General features: G+C 68.7%; 18 protein-coding genes. 10 read left to right on the forward strand and 8 right to left on the reverse strand.

What is annotated here, in order from left to right:
• Window positions 1-12 precede the first annotated feature (12 nt).
• From AC1DMS_RS08730 to AC1DMS_RS08740, 3 genes are read left to right on the forward strand one after another with little or no spacing between them, the layout of a single operon-like run.
• The gene (locus AC1DMS_RS08730) at window positions 13-822 is read left to right on the forward strand and encodes an ABC transporter ATP-binding protein (RefSeq protein ID WP_478180873.1); all 810 of its coding nucleotides are present in this window, start codon (window positions 13-15) and stop codon (window positions 820-822) included.
• Complete coding sequence (locus tag AC1DMS_RS08735; RefSeq protein WP_478180874.1) at window positions 819-1,646, forward strand: ABC transporter permease; 828 nt, start codon at window positions 819-821, stop codon at window positions 1,644-1,646. Before AC1DMS_RS08730 ends, AC1DMS_RS08735 begins: the two co-directional genes overlap by 4 nt.
• Window positions 1,639-2,511 (forward strand): substrate-binding periplasmic protein, encoded by an 873-nt coding sequence (locus AC1DMS_RS08740; protein WP_436035602.1) that lies wholly within the window; start codon window positions 1,639-1,641, stop codon window positions 2,509-2,511. Before AC1DMS_RS08735 ends, AC1DMS_RS08740 begins: the two co-directional genes overlap by 8 nt.
• A gap of 12 nt (window positions 2,512-2,523) precedes the next feature.
• Here AC1DMS_RS08740 and AC1DMS_RS08745 read toward each other — a convergent pair whose 3' ends face one another.
• The 8 genes from AC1DMS_RS08745 to AC1DMS_RS08780 all read right to left on the reverse strand — a co-directional run bounded on the left by AC1DMS_RS08745 (window position 2,524) and on the right by AC1DMS_RS08780 (window position 10,267).
• Window positions 2,524-3,495 carry an ABC transporter substrate-binding protein gene (locus AC1DMS_RS08745; protein WP_027729419.1) on the reverse strand — a complete coding sequence of 324 codons (972 nt, stop codon included), beginning with the start codon at window positions 3,493-3,495 and terminating at the stop codon, window positions 2,524-2,526.
• 38 nt (window positions 3,496-3,533) lie between these two features.
• Window positions 3,534-3,863: a 4Fe-4S dicluster domain-containing protein gene (locus AC1DMS_RS08750; protein ID WP_027729420.1), complete on the reverse strand. Its 330-nt coding sequence runs from the start codon at window positions 3,861-3,863 to the stop codon at window positions 3,534-3,536.
• Window positions 3,860-5,482, reverse strand: coding sequence for an FAD-dependent oxidoreductase (locus tag AC1DMS_RS08755; protein ID WP_027729421.1), 1,623 nt, complete (start codon window positions 5,480-5,482; stop codon window positions 3,860-3,862). The genes AC1DMS_RS08750 and AC1DMS_RS08755 overlap by 4 nt, the downstream gene beginning before the upstream one ends.
• A 127-nt stretch (window positions 5,483-5,609) precedes the next feature.
• Complete coding sequence (locus tag AC1DMS_RS08760) at window positions 5,610-7,502, reverse strand: family 2A encapsulin nanocompartment cargo protein cysteine desulfurase (protein WP_478181060.1); 1,893 nt, start codon at window positions 7,500-7,502, stop codon at window positions 5,610-5,612.
• A gap of 66 nt (window positions 7,503-7,568) precedes the next feature.
• The gene (locus tag AC1DMS_RS08765; protein ID WP_478180875.1) at window positions 7,569-8,501 is read right to left on the reverse strand and encodes a family 2A encapsulin nanocompartment shell protein; all 933 of its coding nucleotides are present in this window, start codon (window positions 8,499-8,501) and stop codon (window positions 7,569-7,571) included.
• A 59-nt stretch (window positions 8,502-8,560) separates the two neighbouring features.
• Complete coding sequence (locus AC1DMS_RS08770) at window positions 8,561-8,830, reverse strand: helix-turn-helix domain-containing protein (RefSeq protein WP_012747027.1); 270 nt, start codon at window positions 8,828-8,830, stop codon at window positions 8,561-8,563.
• On the reverse strand, window positions 8,827-9,741 hold the full coding sequence (gene epsC, locus AC1DMS_RS08775) for a serine O-acetyltransferase EpsC (protein ID WP_027729423.1): 915 nt from the start codon (window positions 9,739-9,741) through the stop codon (window positions 8,827-8,829). The genes AC1DMS_RS08770 and epsC overlap by 4 nt, the downstream gene beginning before the upstream one ends.
• A gap of 40 nt (window positions 9,742-9,781) precedes the next feature.
• Window positions 9,782-10,267 (reverse strand): rhodanese-like domain-containing protein, encoded by a 486-nt coding sequence (locus tag AC1DMS_RS08780; RefSeq protein ID WP_012747025.1) that lies wholly within the window; start codon window positions 10,265-10,267, stop codon window positions 9,782-9,784.
• 296 nt (window positions 10,268-10,563) lie between these two features.
• On the opposite strand from AC1DMS_RS08780, the gene AC1DMS_RS08785 reads away from it, so the two are divergent.
• From AC1DMS_RS08785 to AC1DMS_RS08815, 7 genes are all read left to right on the forward strand, one after another.
• Complete coding sequence (locus AC1DMS_RS08785) at window positions 10,564-11,370, forward strand: transporter substrate-binding domain-containing protein (protein WP_478180876.1); 807 nt, start codon at window positions 10,564-10,566, stop codon at window positions 11,368-11,370.
• A gap of 10 nt (window positions 11,371-11,380) precedes the next feature.
• The gene (locus AC1DMS_RS08790; protein ID WP_436289102.1) at window positions 11,381-12,124 is read left to right on the forward strand and encodes an amino acid ABC transporter permease; all 744 of its coding nucleotides are present in this window, start codon (window positions 11,381-11,383) and stop codon (window positions 12,122-12,124) included.
• A complete protein-coding gene (locus AC1DMS_RS08795; protein WP_278875109.1) occupies window positions 12,114-12,935 on the forward strand; it encodes an amino acid ABC transporter permease in 822 nt (273 codons plus the stop codon). Before AC1DMS_RS08790 ends, AC1DMS_RS08795 begins: the two co-directional genes overlap by 11 nt.
• Window positions 12,922-13,785, forward strand: coding sequence for an amino acid ABC transporter ATP-binding protein (locus tag AC1DMS_RS08800; RefSeq protein WP_436289101.1), 864 nt, complete (start codon window positions 12,922-12,924; stop codon window positions 13,783-13,785). Before AC1DMS_RS08795 ends, AC1DMS_RS08800 begins: the two co-directional genes overlap by 14 nt.
• Window positions 13,786-13,806: 21 nt before the next feature.
• Window positions 13,807-14,445 carry a cysteine dioxygenase family protein gene (locus AC1DMS_RS08805; RefSeq protein WP_369664361.1) on the forward strand — a complete coding sequence of 213 codons (639 nt, stop codon included), beginning with the start codon at window positions 13,807-13,809 and terminating at the stop codon, window positions 14,443-14,445.
• Window positions 14,442-15,647 (forward strand): cystathionine beta-lyase, encoded by a 1,206-nt coding sequence (gene metC / locus AC1DMS_RS08810; protein WP_436289100.1) that lies wholly within the window; start codon window positions 14,442-14,444, stop codon window positions 15,645-15,647. The genes AC1DMS_RS08805 and metC overlap by 4 nt, the downstream gene beginning before the upstream one ends.
• A 123-nt stretch (window positions 15,648-15,770) precedes the next feature.
• Window positions 15,771-16,718 (forward strand): TRAP transporter substrate-binding protein, encoded by a 948-nt coding sequence (locus AC1DMS_RS08815; protein ID WP_478180877.1) that lies wholly within the window; start codon window positions 15,771-15,773, stop codon window positions 16,716-16,718.
• The last annotated feature ends 12 nt before the right edge of the window (window positions 16,719-16,730 follow it).

Here is a 16,730-nt window from a genome sequence, read left to right on the forward strand (position 1 = left end):
CCCACGCCCGCCATGAGCTTCAAGATCTCGGCCCGCGACCTGCGGATGGACTATGCGGCGCGCGGTGCGAGCGAGCGCGTGCGCGTGCTCGAAGGCTTCGACCTGGATGTGCGCGACGGCGAATTCCTCTCGGTGCTCGGCCCCTCGGGCTGCGGCAAGTCGACCTTCCTCGGCATCCTGGCCGGGCTGACGGAGCGCACCGGCGGGCGCATTGCCATCAACGGCCAGCCGCTTGCGGGCATCAACCGCAACCAGGGCGTGGTGTTCCAGGGCTATGCGCTGTTTCCGTGGCTCTCGGTGCTCGACAACATCGCCGTGGGGTTGGAGATTCGCGGCATTGGCAAGGCCGAGCGCCGCCGCACCGCGCACGAATACCTCGAACTGGTGGGCCTGCATGGGTTTGCAGACCGCTACCCGCACGAGATCTCGGGCGGCATGAAGCAGCGCGTGGCCATTGCACGCTCGCTGGCCTACAGGCCCGACGTGCTGCTGATGGACGAGCCGTTTGCGGCGCTCGATGCGCAGACGCGCGAGGTGCTGCAGGGCGAGCTGCTGCGCATCTGGGAGCAGTACCGCAAGACCATCGTCTTCATCACGCACAGCCTGGAGGAAGCGGTGTACCTCTCCGACCGCGTGGCGGTGACGACGCAGCGGCCCGGGCGCATCAAGGACATCATCGACATTCCGCTCGCGCGCCCGCGCTTGGCGCAGGTGCGCCATACGGCCGAGTTCGCGGCGCTGCGCCAGCGCGCGTGGGAGGTGCTGAAGGATGAAGTGCAGCTCGGGCTGAAGCCGCGGTCGCTCGAGGGAGTGGTGTCATGAGCGCGGTGCTCGATGCGCCGGCGGCCCGCCCGCCGGGCCGCTTCTTCAGGTTCGCGCGCAGCCTTGGCCGCGTGGCCGAACGCGGCATTGGCATCGTGATCTTCCTGGCGCTGTGGGAGGCATTGCCGCGCCTGAGCGTCGTGAGCGATGCCTACCTGAGCCCACCGTCCGCCGTGCTCGCGAGCATCGCCCAGCTCGTCGACACCGGCCAGCTCTGGAAGCATGTGGCGGCGAGCCTGCAGCGCTCGCTGTGGGGCCTGCTGCTCGCGAGTTTCTCGGGCGTGGTGCTGGGTCTCCTGATCGGTAGCTCGAAGCGGCTGGCGGCCATCGTCGATCCGGTGCTGCAGCTGTTTCGCCAGACCTCGGCCTTCGCGCTGTTCCCGGTGTTCATCCTGTTCCTGGGCATCGGCGAGCTGTCGAAGGTGGCGATCATCTTCTGGGCCTCGTTCTGGCCCGTGCTGCTGAGCACGGTGAGCGGCGTGAAGCAGGTCGACCGGCTGCTCGTCAACTCGGTGCTGTCGATGGGCGCCTCGCAGCGCTTCGTCTTCTTCAAGGTGGTACTGCCGGCGTCGCTGCCGTCGATCTTCACCGGCGTGCGGCTGGCGGGCGCCTACAGCATCACGGCGCTGGTGGCGGCCGAGATGATTGGCGCGCATTCGGGCCTGGGCTTTCTCACGCTCAATTCGCAGGAGACCTTCCAGATCCCGACGATGTACGCCGGCATCCTGCTGCTGGCCGTGCTCGGCCTGCTGCTCAACTACCTGCTGGCCTTGCTGGAGCGCCGGCTGCTGCGCTGGCGCAAGGGGCTGAGCCTCGATGACTGAGCACAGGTTGCCCAAGCGCGGGCTGGCACTGGCCGGCACGGCGCTCGTGCTGGCCATGGCGGTCGCGGGCCTCGGCGGCGCCCGGGCTTTCACGACGCCGCCGCTGTCGGGCCTGCCCAAGGGACCGGTGCTCGCCCATGCGATCGAGCGCGGCAAGCTGGTCGTCGGCGTGCGCCGCTATCCGCGCCCTGCCCCGCCCGAGGCGCCAACGCCGCCGGAACCCGACGGTTTCGACGCCACGCTCGCACGGCAACTGGCGGCTTCGCTCGGCGTGCCGCTGGAGCTGGTCGGCCTCGACCCTGCGGCGCAAGAGGCTGCGCTGCGCGAAGGCCGCGTCGACCTGCTGGTGGCCGGCGTGCCCGCGCAAGCCACCTCCGGCATCGCGGCCGCCCCCGGCAGCTACGACATCGGCCGCGGCCTGGTTGTCTCGCTCAGGCGCGGCAAGGTTCAGGAGCCATCTGCGCTGCGCGGCGCACCGGTCTGCGTAGGCGAAGGTTCGGGCTACGCCGCCGCGGTGTCGCAGCGCTATGGCGCGCAGCCGCGCAGCTATCCCTCTTCGGTGCATGCGGCGTCGGCCTTCATGGCCGGCGAATGCGCGGCGCTCGCCGAGGACGCCGAGGTGCTGGAACGGCTCATGCGGAGCGAGGAATGGCGCTTCTACAAGCCGCTGGCGAGCGGCCTGCGTCCACCGTCGGATGCAGCCATCCGCCTGCCCGAGAGCGATGTCGTCTCGCGCGATTACCTGGCGGCGGCCCTGCGCCAATGGCGTGCCGACGGTACGCTGGACAAGGCGCGCGGCGCGCGCGTGGGCAACCTGCAGTTCGAGATCACGCTGCTCAAGGACGGCTTCGTCTGCCATTCCTGAGCACGGTGCGCATCAGTCTTCCTGGGCGCGCCATTGCGCGAGCGCGAAATCGCGGCTCACGAGGTTCTCGGCGAGCAGGAACTTCTTGACCTCGTCCAGCAGCGCCAGGCCTTCGGGCGGATACGCGGCCTCGGGGAAGTGGGAGAGCGGGTGCGAGATCTTCACGATCTCGAGCGGAAAGCCGCTCACCTCCGAGTGAAAGGCGTAATAGTCCGCGCTGTTGCGCCGGATCTCCTGCAGCGCCGTGCGGCGTGCGCGCGTCCAGGCCGCAGGCAGTCCGGGCGCGGCCGCCAGCAGCTTGCTCGACGCAACGATCACCGAGGTGCCGCGCAGCGCCGGGTGCTTCTCGGCCTCGTCGATGACCGGATAGCCGCGCGAAGCGAGCAGCGGTCCCACGTCGACCTGCGCTGCGAAGGCCGCGATCGAGCCCTGGTCGAGCGCCGCCTCGCCGTCGCGCGGGAACATGTGGATCACCTTGACGGATTTCTGCAGCCCGTTCTCCTTGAGCAGGCCCAGCACGTAGCGGTGCATGTAGGAGCCGCGCGCCACGCCGATGGACTGGCCTTCGAGCGCCTTCACGCTGCGCACGCCGTCGCGCGGCGTGAGCAGCCAGACGTTCATGCCCACCGCGTCGAAACCGATGAGCTGGCCCTCGAGGCCGCGCGAGCGGGCCACCACGGCGGGCGTGTCGCCGTAGATGCCGACATCGAGCGCGCCCGAAAGAAAAGCCTCGTTGAGATCGGGCCCGTTCGGAAAATTGCGCGTCGTCACTTCCTTGAAACCGAGCGGGGCCAGCTCGCGCAGCAGGTGGCCCTGGCGCAGCGCCCAGCCGGTGGCGGCCGCGGGCTTCTTGCCGGGGCCGATGTAGCCGAGACGCAGCACCTGGCCGCTGCCCTGCGCAAAGGAGAAACGGGGCAATGCGCTCGCGGCGGTTGCGGCAACGGCGCCGCGCAGCAACCGGCGGCGGCTGGAGAGATCGGACATCGGGAGGACTCGCAGCAGGAAGGAAGAAAAAAAAGGGCTCAGTGCGCCCGCCGCAGGAGCTCGAAGCTCGCATCGGCCGAAGCGGTCGACTGCCGGCCGCGGCCCCAGCCGATGGCACTGCGGTAGCTGCCCATCAGGGCCGCGGCCGCGGCATCGCGCTCCTCGGCGGTGGCACTGCGGTCGGCAATGGGCGCGACGTAGAGCGCATCCTCGGGGCAGTACAGCTCGCACATGAAGCAGGTCTGGCAGTCGTCCTGCCGGGCGATGCGCGGCGGGCCGCCCGGCACCGCCTCGAACACGTTGGTCGGGCAGGCGTTCACGCAGATGTTGCAGCCGGTGCAGCGCTCGGCGCTGATGACTTCGATCATGCGGCCACCTCGTCCCGCACGGCATGACGCTGCACCCAGACCTCGTCGAGCCCGCCGCTGAGCAGCCGGTGGCGCTGCGCCGGGTCGGCCGCACCGTGTTCGCGCCGGCGGTGCATGCCGCGCGTTTCGGTGCGCTGCAGGGCGCTGCGATACATCCAGCGCGAGGTGGCCAGCATGGCGGCGGCTTCGCGTGCGCGAACAGCCTCTGTCGCCGTGGCAGCCGGCGCGCTGGTGCGCAGGCGGGTCCAGAGGGCATCGAGCCGTGCGAGTGAATCGCGCAGCGCATCGCCTTCGCGGAACCAGTTGCGCTGGTAGGGGAAGACTTCCGCCTGGACGGTGCGAATCACTTCCTGGCTGTCGAAGGCCGCGGCGCCGCGCGAGGAAAGCGCCACGCCGCCGGCGCGCAAGGCCGTGCGGCTGGAACCCACGGCGCGCGCGTCGCGTCCGAAGGCCGCCGCGCCTGCGCCGGCCCAGAAGCCGGAGGACAGGGCCCAGGCCGCGTTGTGGCTGCCGCCGCCCGTGAAGCCGCCGCAGATCAGCTCGCGCGTTGCCGCATCCCCCGCGGCGTAGAGGCCGGGCACGGAGGTGGCGCAGCTGTCGTCCACCAGGTGCAGGCCGCCCGTGCCGCGCACCGTGCCTTCGAGCCGCAGCGTCACCGGAAAGTGCTGCGTGAACGGATCGATGCCCTGGCGGTCGAAGGAGACGAAGAAGTTGGGCTGCGCCGTGCGCATCCATGCGCGGATCTGCGCGTCGGCGCGGTCGAGGCAGGCGAACACCGGTTGCGATTGCAGCGTCTGCGCGATGACGCCGCGCCCTTTGGAGGAGCCCGCACCTTCGATGGCCGTGCCGTCGGCCGTGTAGAAAGTCGCCCAGTTGTAGAACAGCGACTTGGTGACCGACGAGAAGGCCGGCCCCAGTCCGTAGGCGTTCGAGAACTCCATGCCCGACAGCGCCGCGCCGACCTCGGCCGCCATCAGCTGGCCGTCGCCGGTGAGCACATTGCAGCCGAGCGCCCGGCTCAGGAAGGCACAACCGCCGGTGGCGATGACGACCGCGCCGGCACGCACCACCCAGGTGCTGCCGCTTTGGCGGTTCACGCCGGTGGCGCCGCAGACAGTGCCGTGCTCGTCCACCAGCAATTCCAGCGCCGGGCTGTGGTCGAGGATGCGCGCGCCCGCTTCCTTCACCCGCTTGCGCATCAGCCGCATGTATTCGGGCCCTTGCAGCGAAGTGCAGCGCAGCGCGCCCTGGTCGTCGGCGGGGAACGGATAGCCCCAGTCCTTGAGCCGCTCGACGTTGGCCCAGGTCTGCTCGAGCACCCGGTCCATCCAGGCATGCTCGGCGAGATGGCCGCCCATGGCAAGCCGGCTGGCCTTGGCCTCTTCGCGCGCCGAGCCGTCCGGTGGCACATGCCACAGGCCGGTGCCCGAGGGCGCGGTGGCGCCCGAGGTGCCGCAGAAGCCCTTGTCGGCCAGCAGCACGCGCGCGCCCTGCGCGGCCGCGCTCACCGCGGCCCATGCGCCCGCCGGGCCGCCGCCGATCACCAGGACATCGGCCTGATGCCTGTCGGAGCCGTCGCTCCCCGAAAGAAGCTGCCGCTCGAAATCTCTCGCGCCCATGGTTGGTTGCCTCGCAATGCAAAGAAGGCGACCGTATCAACGGCCGCCTGCGTGCACAACGAAGAAAAGCAGGGATCGATATGCGCCCGGCGCACGAAGCCGCCGAGCCGGCCCGGCCCCCCGGCGTTCAGCCGCGCCGCTGCCCTGCCAATCGCCGCACCACCGACACCAGCCGGTCGATCTCGTCGAAGGTGTTGTAGAACGCCAGCGACGGCCGCACGGTGGTCTCGACACCGAAGCGGCGCAGGATCGGCTGCGCGCAATGGTGGCCCGTGCGCACGGCAATGCCTTCGTCGTTGAGCGCGTGGCCCACCTCTTCGGTGGTGTAGCTGTCGAGCACGAAGGACATCACGCTGGCCTTGTCGGCCGCCGTGCCGATCAGCCGCACACCCGGAATCGCGCCGAGCTGCGCCATGCCGTACACGAGCAGGTCGTGCTCGTAGCGCGCGATGTTCTCGATGCCGACCTTGTTCACGTAGTCGATGGCCGCGCCCAGCCCCACGGCATCGGCAATGTTGCCGGTGCCGGCCTCGAACTTGTTCGGGATCGGCTGGAACACGGTCTTCTCGAAAGTTACGTCGGCAATCATGTTGCCGCCGCCCTGCCAGGGCGGCATGTCCTCCAGCACTTCGCGCTTGCCCCAGACCACGCCGATGCCGGTCGGGCCGAACACCTTGTGGCCGGAGAACACGAAGAAGTCGGCGCCGATGTCCTGCACATCGACCCGCATGTGCGAGACCGATTGCGCGCCGTCGACCAGCGCCTTGGCGCCCGCGCGGTGCGCCAGCTCGACGATCTCCTTCACCGGCACCACGGTGCCCAGCGCGTTCGAGACCTGCGTGACGGCGACGATCTTCGTGCGGTCGTTCAGCAGCTTGGGGTATTCGTCGAGCAGCACCTGGCCCGAATCGTCCACCGGGATGACGCGCAGCTTCGCGCCCTTGGCGGCGGCGAGCTGCTGCCACGGCACGATGTTGGCGTGGTGCTCGAGGTTGGAGACGATGATCTCGTCGCCCTCGCCCACATGCTGCCCGCCCCAGCTCTTGGCCACGAGGTTGATGGCCTCGGTGGTGCCGCGCACGAAGATCACTTCTTCGACCTCGGGTGCGTTGATGAACTTTCGCACGCGCTCACGCGCGCCTTCGTAGGCATCGGTGGCGCGTGCGGCCAGTTCATGCGCCGCGCGGTGGATGTTGGAGTTCTCGTGTTCGTAGAAGTACGCGATGCGGTCGATGACCGATTGCGGCTTGTGCGTGGTGGCGGCGTTGTCGAACCACACGAGCTGCCGGCCGTTCACGCGCTCCTGCAGGATCGGGAAGTCGCGGCGCACGGCGTGGACGTCGAACGGCGGATGCCGGCCGCTGCCCGCGAGCGGCACCGCATCGGGCCCGCGCGGATCGGGCTTGGCCGGCGTGACGAAGCCATTGGGCAGGCGCACCGCGTCAACGAAGTAGAACTGCGGCTTCTCACTCCCTTGCATCCGGGATTGGCTCCCTCGCCCCTCCGGGGAGAGGGCTGGGGTGAGGGGCTGCGGCGACGGAACGCCAGCAAGTGGTTGAACGCTCCCGCCCTCCCCCGCAAGCGGGAGAGGGGGCAACACCTGCCCGGGGGGCGAGATGGCGGGGGTCGTGCCAGCGGATGGATGGCCGTAACCGTCGCTCAAGAAGTAGAACGGCGAGGCCCCGGCCTGCGGCGCCACGGGTGCGCCGACTTGCTGCGGCACGCCCTGCACCGCACCGCCCGAACGCGGCTCGAAAGCCGGCGCCACCGACAGCACCGTGTCGGGCACGCCATTGCCCGCCACCGCGTGCGGCGCCAGCGCCGGCGCGCGATTCGCGAGCGAAGGCAGCTGCGTGGGCGATGCCGGCAGCAGGTTGGCGCCCGGAATCTGCCCCTGCGGAATCGGCGTGCCGGGCACGCTGGGCCCGAAGCCCGCGGGGCTCGCCAGCGGCGACCCCGGGGGCGCGATGTTGGCAGGAAACTGCGCGCCCGGCGGTGCGGAGAACATGGCGCTCGCCATGCGTGCGAGAACGGCCGGATCGAACGGCGCCTCGCCTGGAATCGAGGGTGTGCTGCTCACCGCGGCTTACTTGTAGGTGTCGGGATAGTCGTGGTACTTGCCGATCTCGACGTCGTCGAGCACGGCCAGCGCATCGGTGGTCAGCACCGCCAGCGAGCAGTACAGCGAGATCAGGTACGACGCGATCGCATGGTTGTTGATGCCCATGAACCGCACCGACAGGCCCGGGCCCTGCTCGYCCGAGAGCCCCGGCTGGAACAGCCCCACCACGCCCTGGCGCTTGTCGCCCACGCGCAGCAGCAGGATCTTGCTCTTGCCGTCGGCCACGGGCACCTTGTTCGACGGGATCAGCGGAATGCCGCGCCAGGTGATGAACTGCGAGCCGAACAGGCTCACCGTCGGCGGCGGCGTGCCGCGGCGCGTGGCCTCGCGGCCGAAGGCGGCAATGGCCAGCGGATGCGTGAGGAAGAAGGCGGGCTCCTTCCACACCTTGGTCAGCAGCTCGTCGAGGTCGTCGGGCGTGGGCGCGCCGGTCAGCGGGAAGATGCGCTGCTCTTCGCTCACCTGGGCCAGGAGGCCGTAGTCGGGGTTGTTGATGAGTTCGCTCTCCTGGTTCTCCTTGATCGTTTCGATCGTGAGGCGCAGTTGTTCCTTGATCTGGTCGTGCGGGCTGCTGTAGAGGTCGGAGATGCGCGTGTGCACGTCCAGCACGGTGCTCACGGCGTTGAGGTAGTGCTCGCGCGGGTTCTCTTCGTAGTCGACGAAGGTGCGCGGCAGTTGGTTCTCTTCTTCGCGCGAGGTGCAGGTGACCTTGATCGATTCGGGATTCCTGACCTTGTTGACGCGGTAGATGCCCGCCTCCACCGGCACCCATTGCAAGAGGTGTGTCAGCCAGCGCGGGCTGATGGTCTCCAGCTGCGGGACTGTCTTGGTGGCGTTGGCCAGCTGGCGGGCGGCGTTGTCGCCAAGGGCGGTGATACCACCGACTGTTGCGCTCATGAATCAAGGCTCCGTATGGGGAAGGTGGCCGCAAGTGTCAGGCGGCCTGGGGTTTTCCCTCAACAGGCTATAGCCGCCAAGTTGATCCTGCGCACCAGGCGCGATTGCTCCAGCTGCTCGCAACGCAGCAGCAGGCCGACCATGTTGATGTCCAGCGCCGCGGCCAGCTTGTGCGCCGTGACGATCGACGGAATGACGCGTCCGCGCTCCACCTCGCCGACATAGGAGCGGTTCAGGTCGGCGCGCTCGGCCAGCGCCTCCTGCGACCAGCCCTTGCCTTCGCGCAGCTGGCGGATGGTCACGCCGAAGTCTTCGACGAAGTCCTTCATGCGCCCGCTCCCTGCGGCGCGTTCTGCAGGCTGGCCTGCGTGACGCTCGCGCCCGGCCTCACATCCTCCGTGATCCAGACATTGCCGCCAATGACCGCGCCCTTGCCGAGCGTCACGCGCCCGAGGATGGTGGCGCCGGCGTAGATCACGACGTCGTCCTCCACCACCGGGTGGCGCGGCAGGCCCTTCTGCAGGTTGCCTTCGGCATCGGTCGGAAAGCGCTTGGCACCGAGCGTGACGGCCTGGTACAGGCGCACGCGGTTGCCGATGACCGCCGTCTCGCCGATGACGACGCCCGTGCCGTGATCGATGAAGAAGCCCGCATCGATCTGCGCGCCGGGGTGGATGTCGATGCCGGTCTGCGCATGCGCGAGCTCGGCCACGATGCGCGCCAGCAGCGGCAATTCAAGCTTGTAGAGCTCGTGCGCCAGCCGGTGGTGGATCATCGCGAGCACGCCGGGATAGCACAGCAGCACCTCGTCCACGCTGCGCGCGGCCGGATCGCCCTGGTAGGCCGCGAGCACGTCGGTGTCGAGCAGGCGGCGCAGGCCCGGCAGCGCGCTCGCGAAACGGCGCACCGCATCGGTCGCGGCATCGTCGATCTCGCCCGGGGAACGCGGCTCGTGGCGGGCGTTGAATTCGAGCTCGAGGCGGGCCTGCGCCAGCAAGGCCTGCAAAGCGGAATCGAGCGAGTGGCCGACGTAGAAGTCTTCGCTCTCATGGCGCAGGTCGGGCGGGCCGAGCCGCATCGGAAACAGCGCGCCCTTGAGCGATTCGACGATCTGCGCGAGCGCGTCGCGCGACGGAAACTCGCGTGCGCCGGGCTCGCGCGAGCGCCGCTGTGAATCGCGCCATTCGTCGCGCACGCCATGCAGCGCGCGCACGATGCCGCCCACCTCGAAATGAGCCATGTGGTTGTTCTCCCTGGAAAGGAATGCTGGAACGCTGCCGTCAGTCCTGCACCCACGGCAGGCCGTGGAAGCGCCAGCCGTCGGAGGCGCCGCGGTGCTGGCGTGCGTCGATCTCGCCCTCGAAGCCTTCGAGCACGTTGAACACGTGCGTGAAGCCGGCCTTGGCGGCCGCTTCCGCCGCGAGTGCCGAGCGCTTGCCGCTGCGGCACAGCAGCAGCGCCACCGCGTCCTTGCCGCCGTGCTTCGCCAGCCTGGCCTCCAGCTCGCGCACGAAGCGCGGATTGCGCGTGAGCGCCGTGCCGGTCGCCCAGGCCACGTGCAGGCTCTCGGGCACATGGCCCACGAACTTGCGCTCTTCGCCCGAGCGCACATCCACCAGCACGGCCCGGCCGCCCTGCACCAGCGCCCATGCGACGGGCGGCGTCACGCCGCCGGCATAGGGCCATCCCGCATCGGCCGCACGAATGCGCGCTTCCTCCAGGGCGGGCGGCAAGAGGGCGAGATCTTCTTCAACTTCCACTGACATGCGCTTGGGCTCCTGTGCGTTGCTTCTTCATTCGCCATCCGGCTTGGTGGCGATGGCCATCACTCTAGGAGCGGGGCGATGAAGTTCAAACAACCGAAAAGTCGATTCCAAACAACCAAATGGTCTAACGACCCGATCCGTCTTCGCACGAAAAAATGCATATCGATAGTCGAAGGCATTCGTTGCGGCGGCGGACGCGGCCTCGCAAGATCGCCGGCTCTCTCTCCGCCCGATTCCTTCGCTCTTCCCATTCGATGACCTCCCGCCTCCGACCCACCCCCCTCTTCTCTTCCCGCATGGCCATCGCACTGGCCGCGGTTCTGGGCCTGGGCGCAGCTGCGGCGCACGCCGACGCCACGCTCGATCGCATCAAGCAGCGCGGCAAGGTGGCCATCGGTGTGGTGGTGGGCGGCGGTCCCTTCGGCTCGATCGATCCGGCCACGCAGCAGTTGGTGGGCTGGAACCCCGACCTGGCGCGTGATCTTGCAAAGCAGCTCGGCGCCGAGGCCGAGCTGGTGCAGGTGCAGCCTTCGAACCGCGTGCAGTTCCTGCAGTCGGGCAAGGTCGACCTGCTGATCGCCTCGATGGAATACAACGCCGACCGCGGCGAAATCCTGGGCCATGCGCCCACGCCCTTCTACCGCGTGGGCGGCACCGCCGCGGTACTCAAGACCAGCGGCATCGCCAAGTGGGAAGACCTGCGCGGCAAGGTGGTCTGCGCCTCCCAGGGCAGCAGCTACGTGAAGCCGCTGCAGGAACAATACGGCGCGCAGGTGCGCGGCTTCAAGACCTCTGCGGAATCGCTGCTCGCGCTGCGCGGCGGCAACTGCGTGGCGGCCGTGCACGACGCCACGCTGATCCAGCCGCTTCTTCGCAGCAACGCCGAATGGGCCGCCTACGCGGCGCCGATCCGCGACGAGATATTGCCCGCGCCCTCGGTGGTGTGGACCCGCAAGGGCGAGGCCGACACCATCGCCGCCGTCGACAAGGTCGTGCAGCAATGGCACCGCAGCGGCTGGCTGATTGCCACCGAAAAGCGCAACGGCATCGAGCCGCCGCAGCCGCTGCTGACCGAACTGCAGGCCAGGTTCAAGGCGCCCTGATGAGCGTCGGATGAGCGAAGCACTGCTCGCGCAGGCCGTGGCCGCCCTCAAGACGGTGGGGCTGAACTACGCCTTCGTGCTCGACCTGGGCGAGCGCAGCGCCTTCCTGCGCGGACTCGGCGTCACGCTGCAGCTGTGCCTGCTGACCATTCCCGCAAGCCTTGCGGCCGGCGTGCTGATCGCATCGGCGCTGACGTCGGGCCGTGCCTGGCTGGTGCAGCCGGCGCGCGCCTTCGTCGAGGTCACGCGCAACACGCCGACGCTGGTGCAGCTGTACTGCGCGTTCCTCGTGCTCAACATGCTGATCACGCAGCACGTGAAGCTGCCCGGCGGCAATCCGCTCACGCCCTTCGTGTGGGTGGTGATCGTGGTGTCGCTGCACAAGGGCGTGTTCCATGCCGAGGCGCTGCGCGCGGGCATCGAGGCCGTGCCGCGCGTCACGCTGGAGGCGGCGCGCTCGCTCGGCTTCTCGCAGCGCCAGCTGCTGTGGCGCGTGGAGCTGCCGCTTGCGCTGCGCTTCGCACTGCCCGCGCTGGTGAACAACCTGGTCGACCTGGTCAAGATGACCGCGGTGGCCTCGGCCATCGCGGTGGGCGACGTGACCTACGAATCGATCATGATCTGGACGCAGCGGGACAACGTGCTCGAACTGCTGTTGCTGATCCTGGTCTTCTTCGGCCTCTTGACCTGGCTCGTGAGCCTGGTGGGCCGCTGGCTCGAGGAACGATTGAGGATGTCCGGCTATGGCCAGTGAGATCGCGCTTCCTCAAGGCAGCGCCCCGGCCATCGCCGCGGACGCCGGCACGCCCGCGTGGCGCAGGCCGTGGGCCCTGGCCGCGTGGGCCGCCTTGGCGCTCGTGGCTTTCTGGGCCGCCACCGGCACCACGCCCACGGCCTTCGTCCATCTCTGGACATGGCTGCCCGCGCTGCTGCGCGGCCTCCTGGCGAACATCGAGATCAGCGTGCTCGCAATGGTGCTGGGCACGCTGGCCGGGCTGCTGGTCGGGGCGCTGTCGCTCTCGCCGCTGCGGGTGCTGCGCGTCGCCGCGCGCTGGTATGTGCAGGTCTTTCGCAATGCGCCCGTGCTGGTGCTGGTCTATTTCACGACCTATGTGTTCCCGTTCGAGCTGCACCTGGTGTCGTGGACTTTTCCTTTCCCCGACTGGATCAAGGTGGTGCTGGGCCTGGCACTGCCGGCCAGCGCGAACGTGGCGGAGATCTTCCGCGGCGCGATCCAGTCGATCCCGAGCGCGCAGTGGGAGGCGGCGCAATCGCTGGCCTTCAGGCGCAGCGAGATCTTTCGCCTGATCGTGCTGCCGCAGTGCCTGCGCCGCATGCTGCCGCCGTGGATGAACCTCTATGCCAGCATCACCATGAGCACGGCGCTGGCCTCGCTGGTGGGCGTGCACGACGTGGTCGACACGGCACAGATCGCGAGCAACACGGTGGCGCGCACCGACTTCACCATCCTTGTCTATTTCACGCTGCTGGGCCTGTTCTTCGCCTGCTGCTATCCGATCGCGCGCGCCACCCGCGCGCTGGAGCGTCGCCATGACCGCCACTGATAGATCCTCCGCCACCACGGCTGCCGCACACGAAGCGCCGCTCGTGGCGCTGCGCGATGTGCACCTGCGTTTCGGTGCCAACGAGGTGCTCAAGGGCATCGACCTGGAGGTGCGGCGCGGCGAGGCCGTGTCCATCATCGGCCCCTCGGGGTCGGGCAAGTCGACCATCCTGCGCTGCATCACCGGCCTGCTGCGGCCGCAGCGCGGCGCGATCCGCGTGGGCGACACGCAGGTGGACGCGCTGCGCTCCGAAGCCGAGCTGATCGCGCTGCGCAAGCGCGTGGGCTTCGTGTTCCAGCAGTACAACCTGTTCCCGCACCTCACCGTGCTGGAAAACCTGGTGATCGCGCCCACGCGCGTGGCGGGCCGCGACCGCGCCGCGGCACAGCGCGAAGCGCGTGCGCTGCTCGACAAGGTGAGGCTGTCGCACAAGGAGGCGGCCTATCCCGGCGAGCTTTCCGGCGGGCAGCAGCAGCGCGTTGCGATCGCGCGGGCGCTGGCGATGCGGCCCGAGCTGATGCTGTTCGACGAAGTGACCTCGGCCCTCGACCCCGAGACCGTCGGCGAGGTGCTGACCGTGATCCGCGACCTGGTGCAGGAGGGCCTGACCTGCGTGCTGGTGACGCACGAGATGCGCTTTGCCGAGGAGATCAGCGACCAGGTGTATTTCACCGAGGCCGGGGTCATCGTCGAGCACGGCCCTGCGCCGCGCATCTTCGGCCAGCCCGAAAGCGAGCGCACCCGCGCCTTCCTGCGCCGCGCGCTCGGCGAAGGCGCGCGCACGGCGCCTGCACGGCCCGCTCCCCTTCCTGAAGCGCTGCCCTTCGAGCGGCTGCGCTTTGCGCTCTGAACCCACCACTGCCCTCAAGCCATGACCACCACCCACAGCCTCTCCGGCACTGCATTGGCCGCCCGGCGCCGCGTCGCCGTCGACCAGGCACTGACCGATATCCGCGGCATCGCGAGCACGCAGCCCTTCGACCGCACCGTTCTTGCGCGCATCACGGCGCGCCTCGAAAAGCTCGCGCAGCAGACCGAGCTTTTCACCCGCACCGACTTTCCGCCGCCGGCCGCCACGGAAGGCGTGGGCGCCTCCACGCGCTACCGCCTGAACCCCGAGGACGGCGACGACGACATCGCGCTCTACCTGAACTCCATCAACCCGGGCAAGACCTCGATCCCGCACAACCACACGACCTGGGCGGCCATCGTGGCCGTCGAAGGGCAGGAGGAGAACCGCATCTACCGCCGCACCGACGATGGCCGCGACCCGGCCGTGGCCCGGCTGGAGCTCGACCGCGAAGTGACGGTTCAGCCCGGCACGCCGATCGCCTTCCTGCCCGACGACCTGCACAGCATCCACGTGATCGGCAACGAGCCCACGCTGCACTTCCACCTGTATGGCCGTCCGCTCGAAACGCTCTCGCAGCGCATCGGCGTGAACCTGGAGACTGGCGCGATCGTCAACTACAACGCCACGCAGCTCAAGCCGGGCAAGGCGGTGGCATGACCGCGGCACCTCCCCGAAAGCGCCTGCATTCCGCCACCCGGCTGCTGCATGCGGGCGCCCCCGCGCTGCGCGACGGCGCGGGGCCGGTCAACGTGCCCGTGGTGCGAACCAGCACCGTGCGCTTCGAGAACACGGCCGCCCAGGCCGACCATCACCACCGCCGCACGGCGGGCGAACGCGTGGCCTCCTATGGCCGCCATGGCCTGGACACCCACCGCGCGCTCGAAGACGCGGTGGTCGGCCTCGAGGGCGGGCACCGCGCCTTCCTCACGCCCTCGGGGCTGTCGGCGATCACGCTGGTGCTGCTCGCACTGCTTTCGCCCGGCGACCACGCGCTGGTGGCCGATGGCGTGTATGCACCGCTGCGCCGGGTCGACAGCACGCTGCTGCAGCGCCTGGGCATCACGGTCGAGTATTTCTCGCCCACGCACGACGACCTCGCCAGCCGGCTGCGGCCGAACACGCGCCTGCTGTACCTCGAGTCTCCGAGCTCGCTGCTCTACGAGGTGCTGGACGTGCCCGCGCTGAGCGCCGTCGCACGCGACCGCGGCGTGACCGTGGCCACCGACAACACCTGGAGCGGCGGCTGGTTCCATCAGCCGCTGGCGCTGGGCGCCAACATCTCGATCCAGGCGGCCACCAAGTACATCTCTGGCCATTCCGACCTGATGCAGGGCATCGTGGTGGTCGACAGTCCTGCGCTGGCCGCCAAACTCTCGACCGCCTACGAGGCGCTCGGCCTCACCATCGGCGCCGACGATGCCTACCTCGCCCTGCGCGGCCTGCGCACGCTGCCGGTTCGGCTGGCACAGCACCAGCGCAATGCCACCGCCGTGGCCGAGTTCCTGCAGCAGCAGCCGCAGGTGTCGCGCGTCTTCTACCCGGCGCTGCCCACCGACCCCGGCCATGCACTGTGGAAGCGCGATTTCAGCGGCGCGAGCGGCCTGGTCTCCTTCGAATTCCGCCATGCCACGCCGGCCGCTGCCAATGCCTTCGTCGATGCGCTCAGACTGTTCGGCATCGGTGCCTCGTGGGGCGGCTACGAAAGCCTGGCGTTGGCCGCCCAGCCCGAAAGGCTGCGCGAGCACAGGCAGTGGACCGGCGATGCGCCCGTGGTGCGGCTGCACATCGGGCTCGAAGATCCGCGGGACCTGATCGCCGACCTGGCGCAAGCCTTCGCTGACGCTGCGCCGGCACTCTGAACACAGGCAAAAAGTAGTTTCAACCTGACTGGATGTTCAGGTTTTCCAGGCCTCCCGCTGTTATTCTGCGCAACATATTTGTTAGCGAAAGTATTCATGCGCGCTGGATCCTGGAGTTTTGCATTGACCATCCTCTGCTTGGGAAACCTTGCTGCCGAAGCTCAAACACCATTGCGCGCCTGGAACACCCACCCCGACGGCTACCCGGTCACGGAGGCCATGAAAAGCTTCATCCAGGAAGTGGACGCGGMAACCAAGGGCAAATACAAGATCGAGCTTTTCTCCAACGCCGTGCTGGGCGACCAGGGCAAGGCCGTCGCCATGCTCAAGGCCGGCGAGATCGACGTGGCCGAGTTCAATTCGGCGCCGCTGTCCGAGGCCGCGCCGGGGCTCAAGGCATTCAATCTCCCGTTCCTGTTCCACGACTCTGCGCACATGTTCCGGTATCTGGATGGCGAGATGGGCACGCGCCTGGCGGAGACGCTGAAGGCTTCGGGCTACGTGGTGCTGGGCTGGTACGACGGCGGTGCGCGTTCGTTCTACTGCGCCAACAAGCCGGTGACGAAGCGCGAGGATCTGGTGGGGCAAAGAATCCGGGTGCAGCAATCGGAGGTGTACATCGAGATGGTCAAGCTGCTGGGTGCCACCCCGGTGGTCGTGCCCTACAAGGAAGTGCTCGATGGATTCCAGAAGGGAACGATCGACTGCGCCGAAGGCAACATGGCCTCGTACGAAGCCACCGGGCACTACAAGGTGGCCAAGTACATGCTGCTGGACAGCCACATGATTTCTCCCGAGGCACTGGTTGTCTCCAGCAAGCTGTGGAACCGGCTCAGCGCCGAGGAGCGCACCGTGTTCCAGAAGGCCGGTAAAAAATCGGCGGTCCTGATGCGCGAGCTGTGGGAGAAACGAAGCATCGCGGCGCGTGCCGCGGTAGCCAAGGACGGCGTCCAGTTTGCCAACGTGCAGGACTTTTCTCCCTACATCCGGAAGATGTCGCCGCTCTATACCAAGTACATGACCGACCCGGCCACCCGAGCCGAATTGTTCGCCATCGTCGGGAACCAGTAAGCGCTGCCCGGC

This window comes from Variovorax sp. 05T418 (assembly GCF_056396385.1).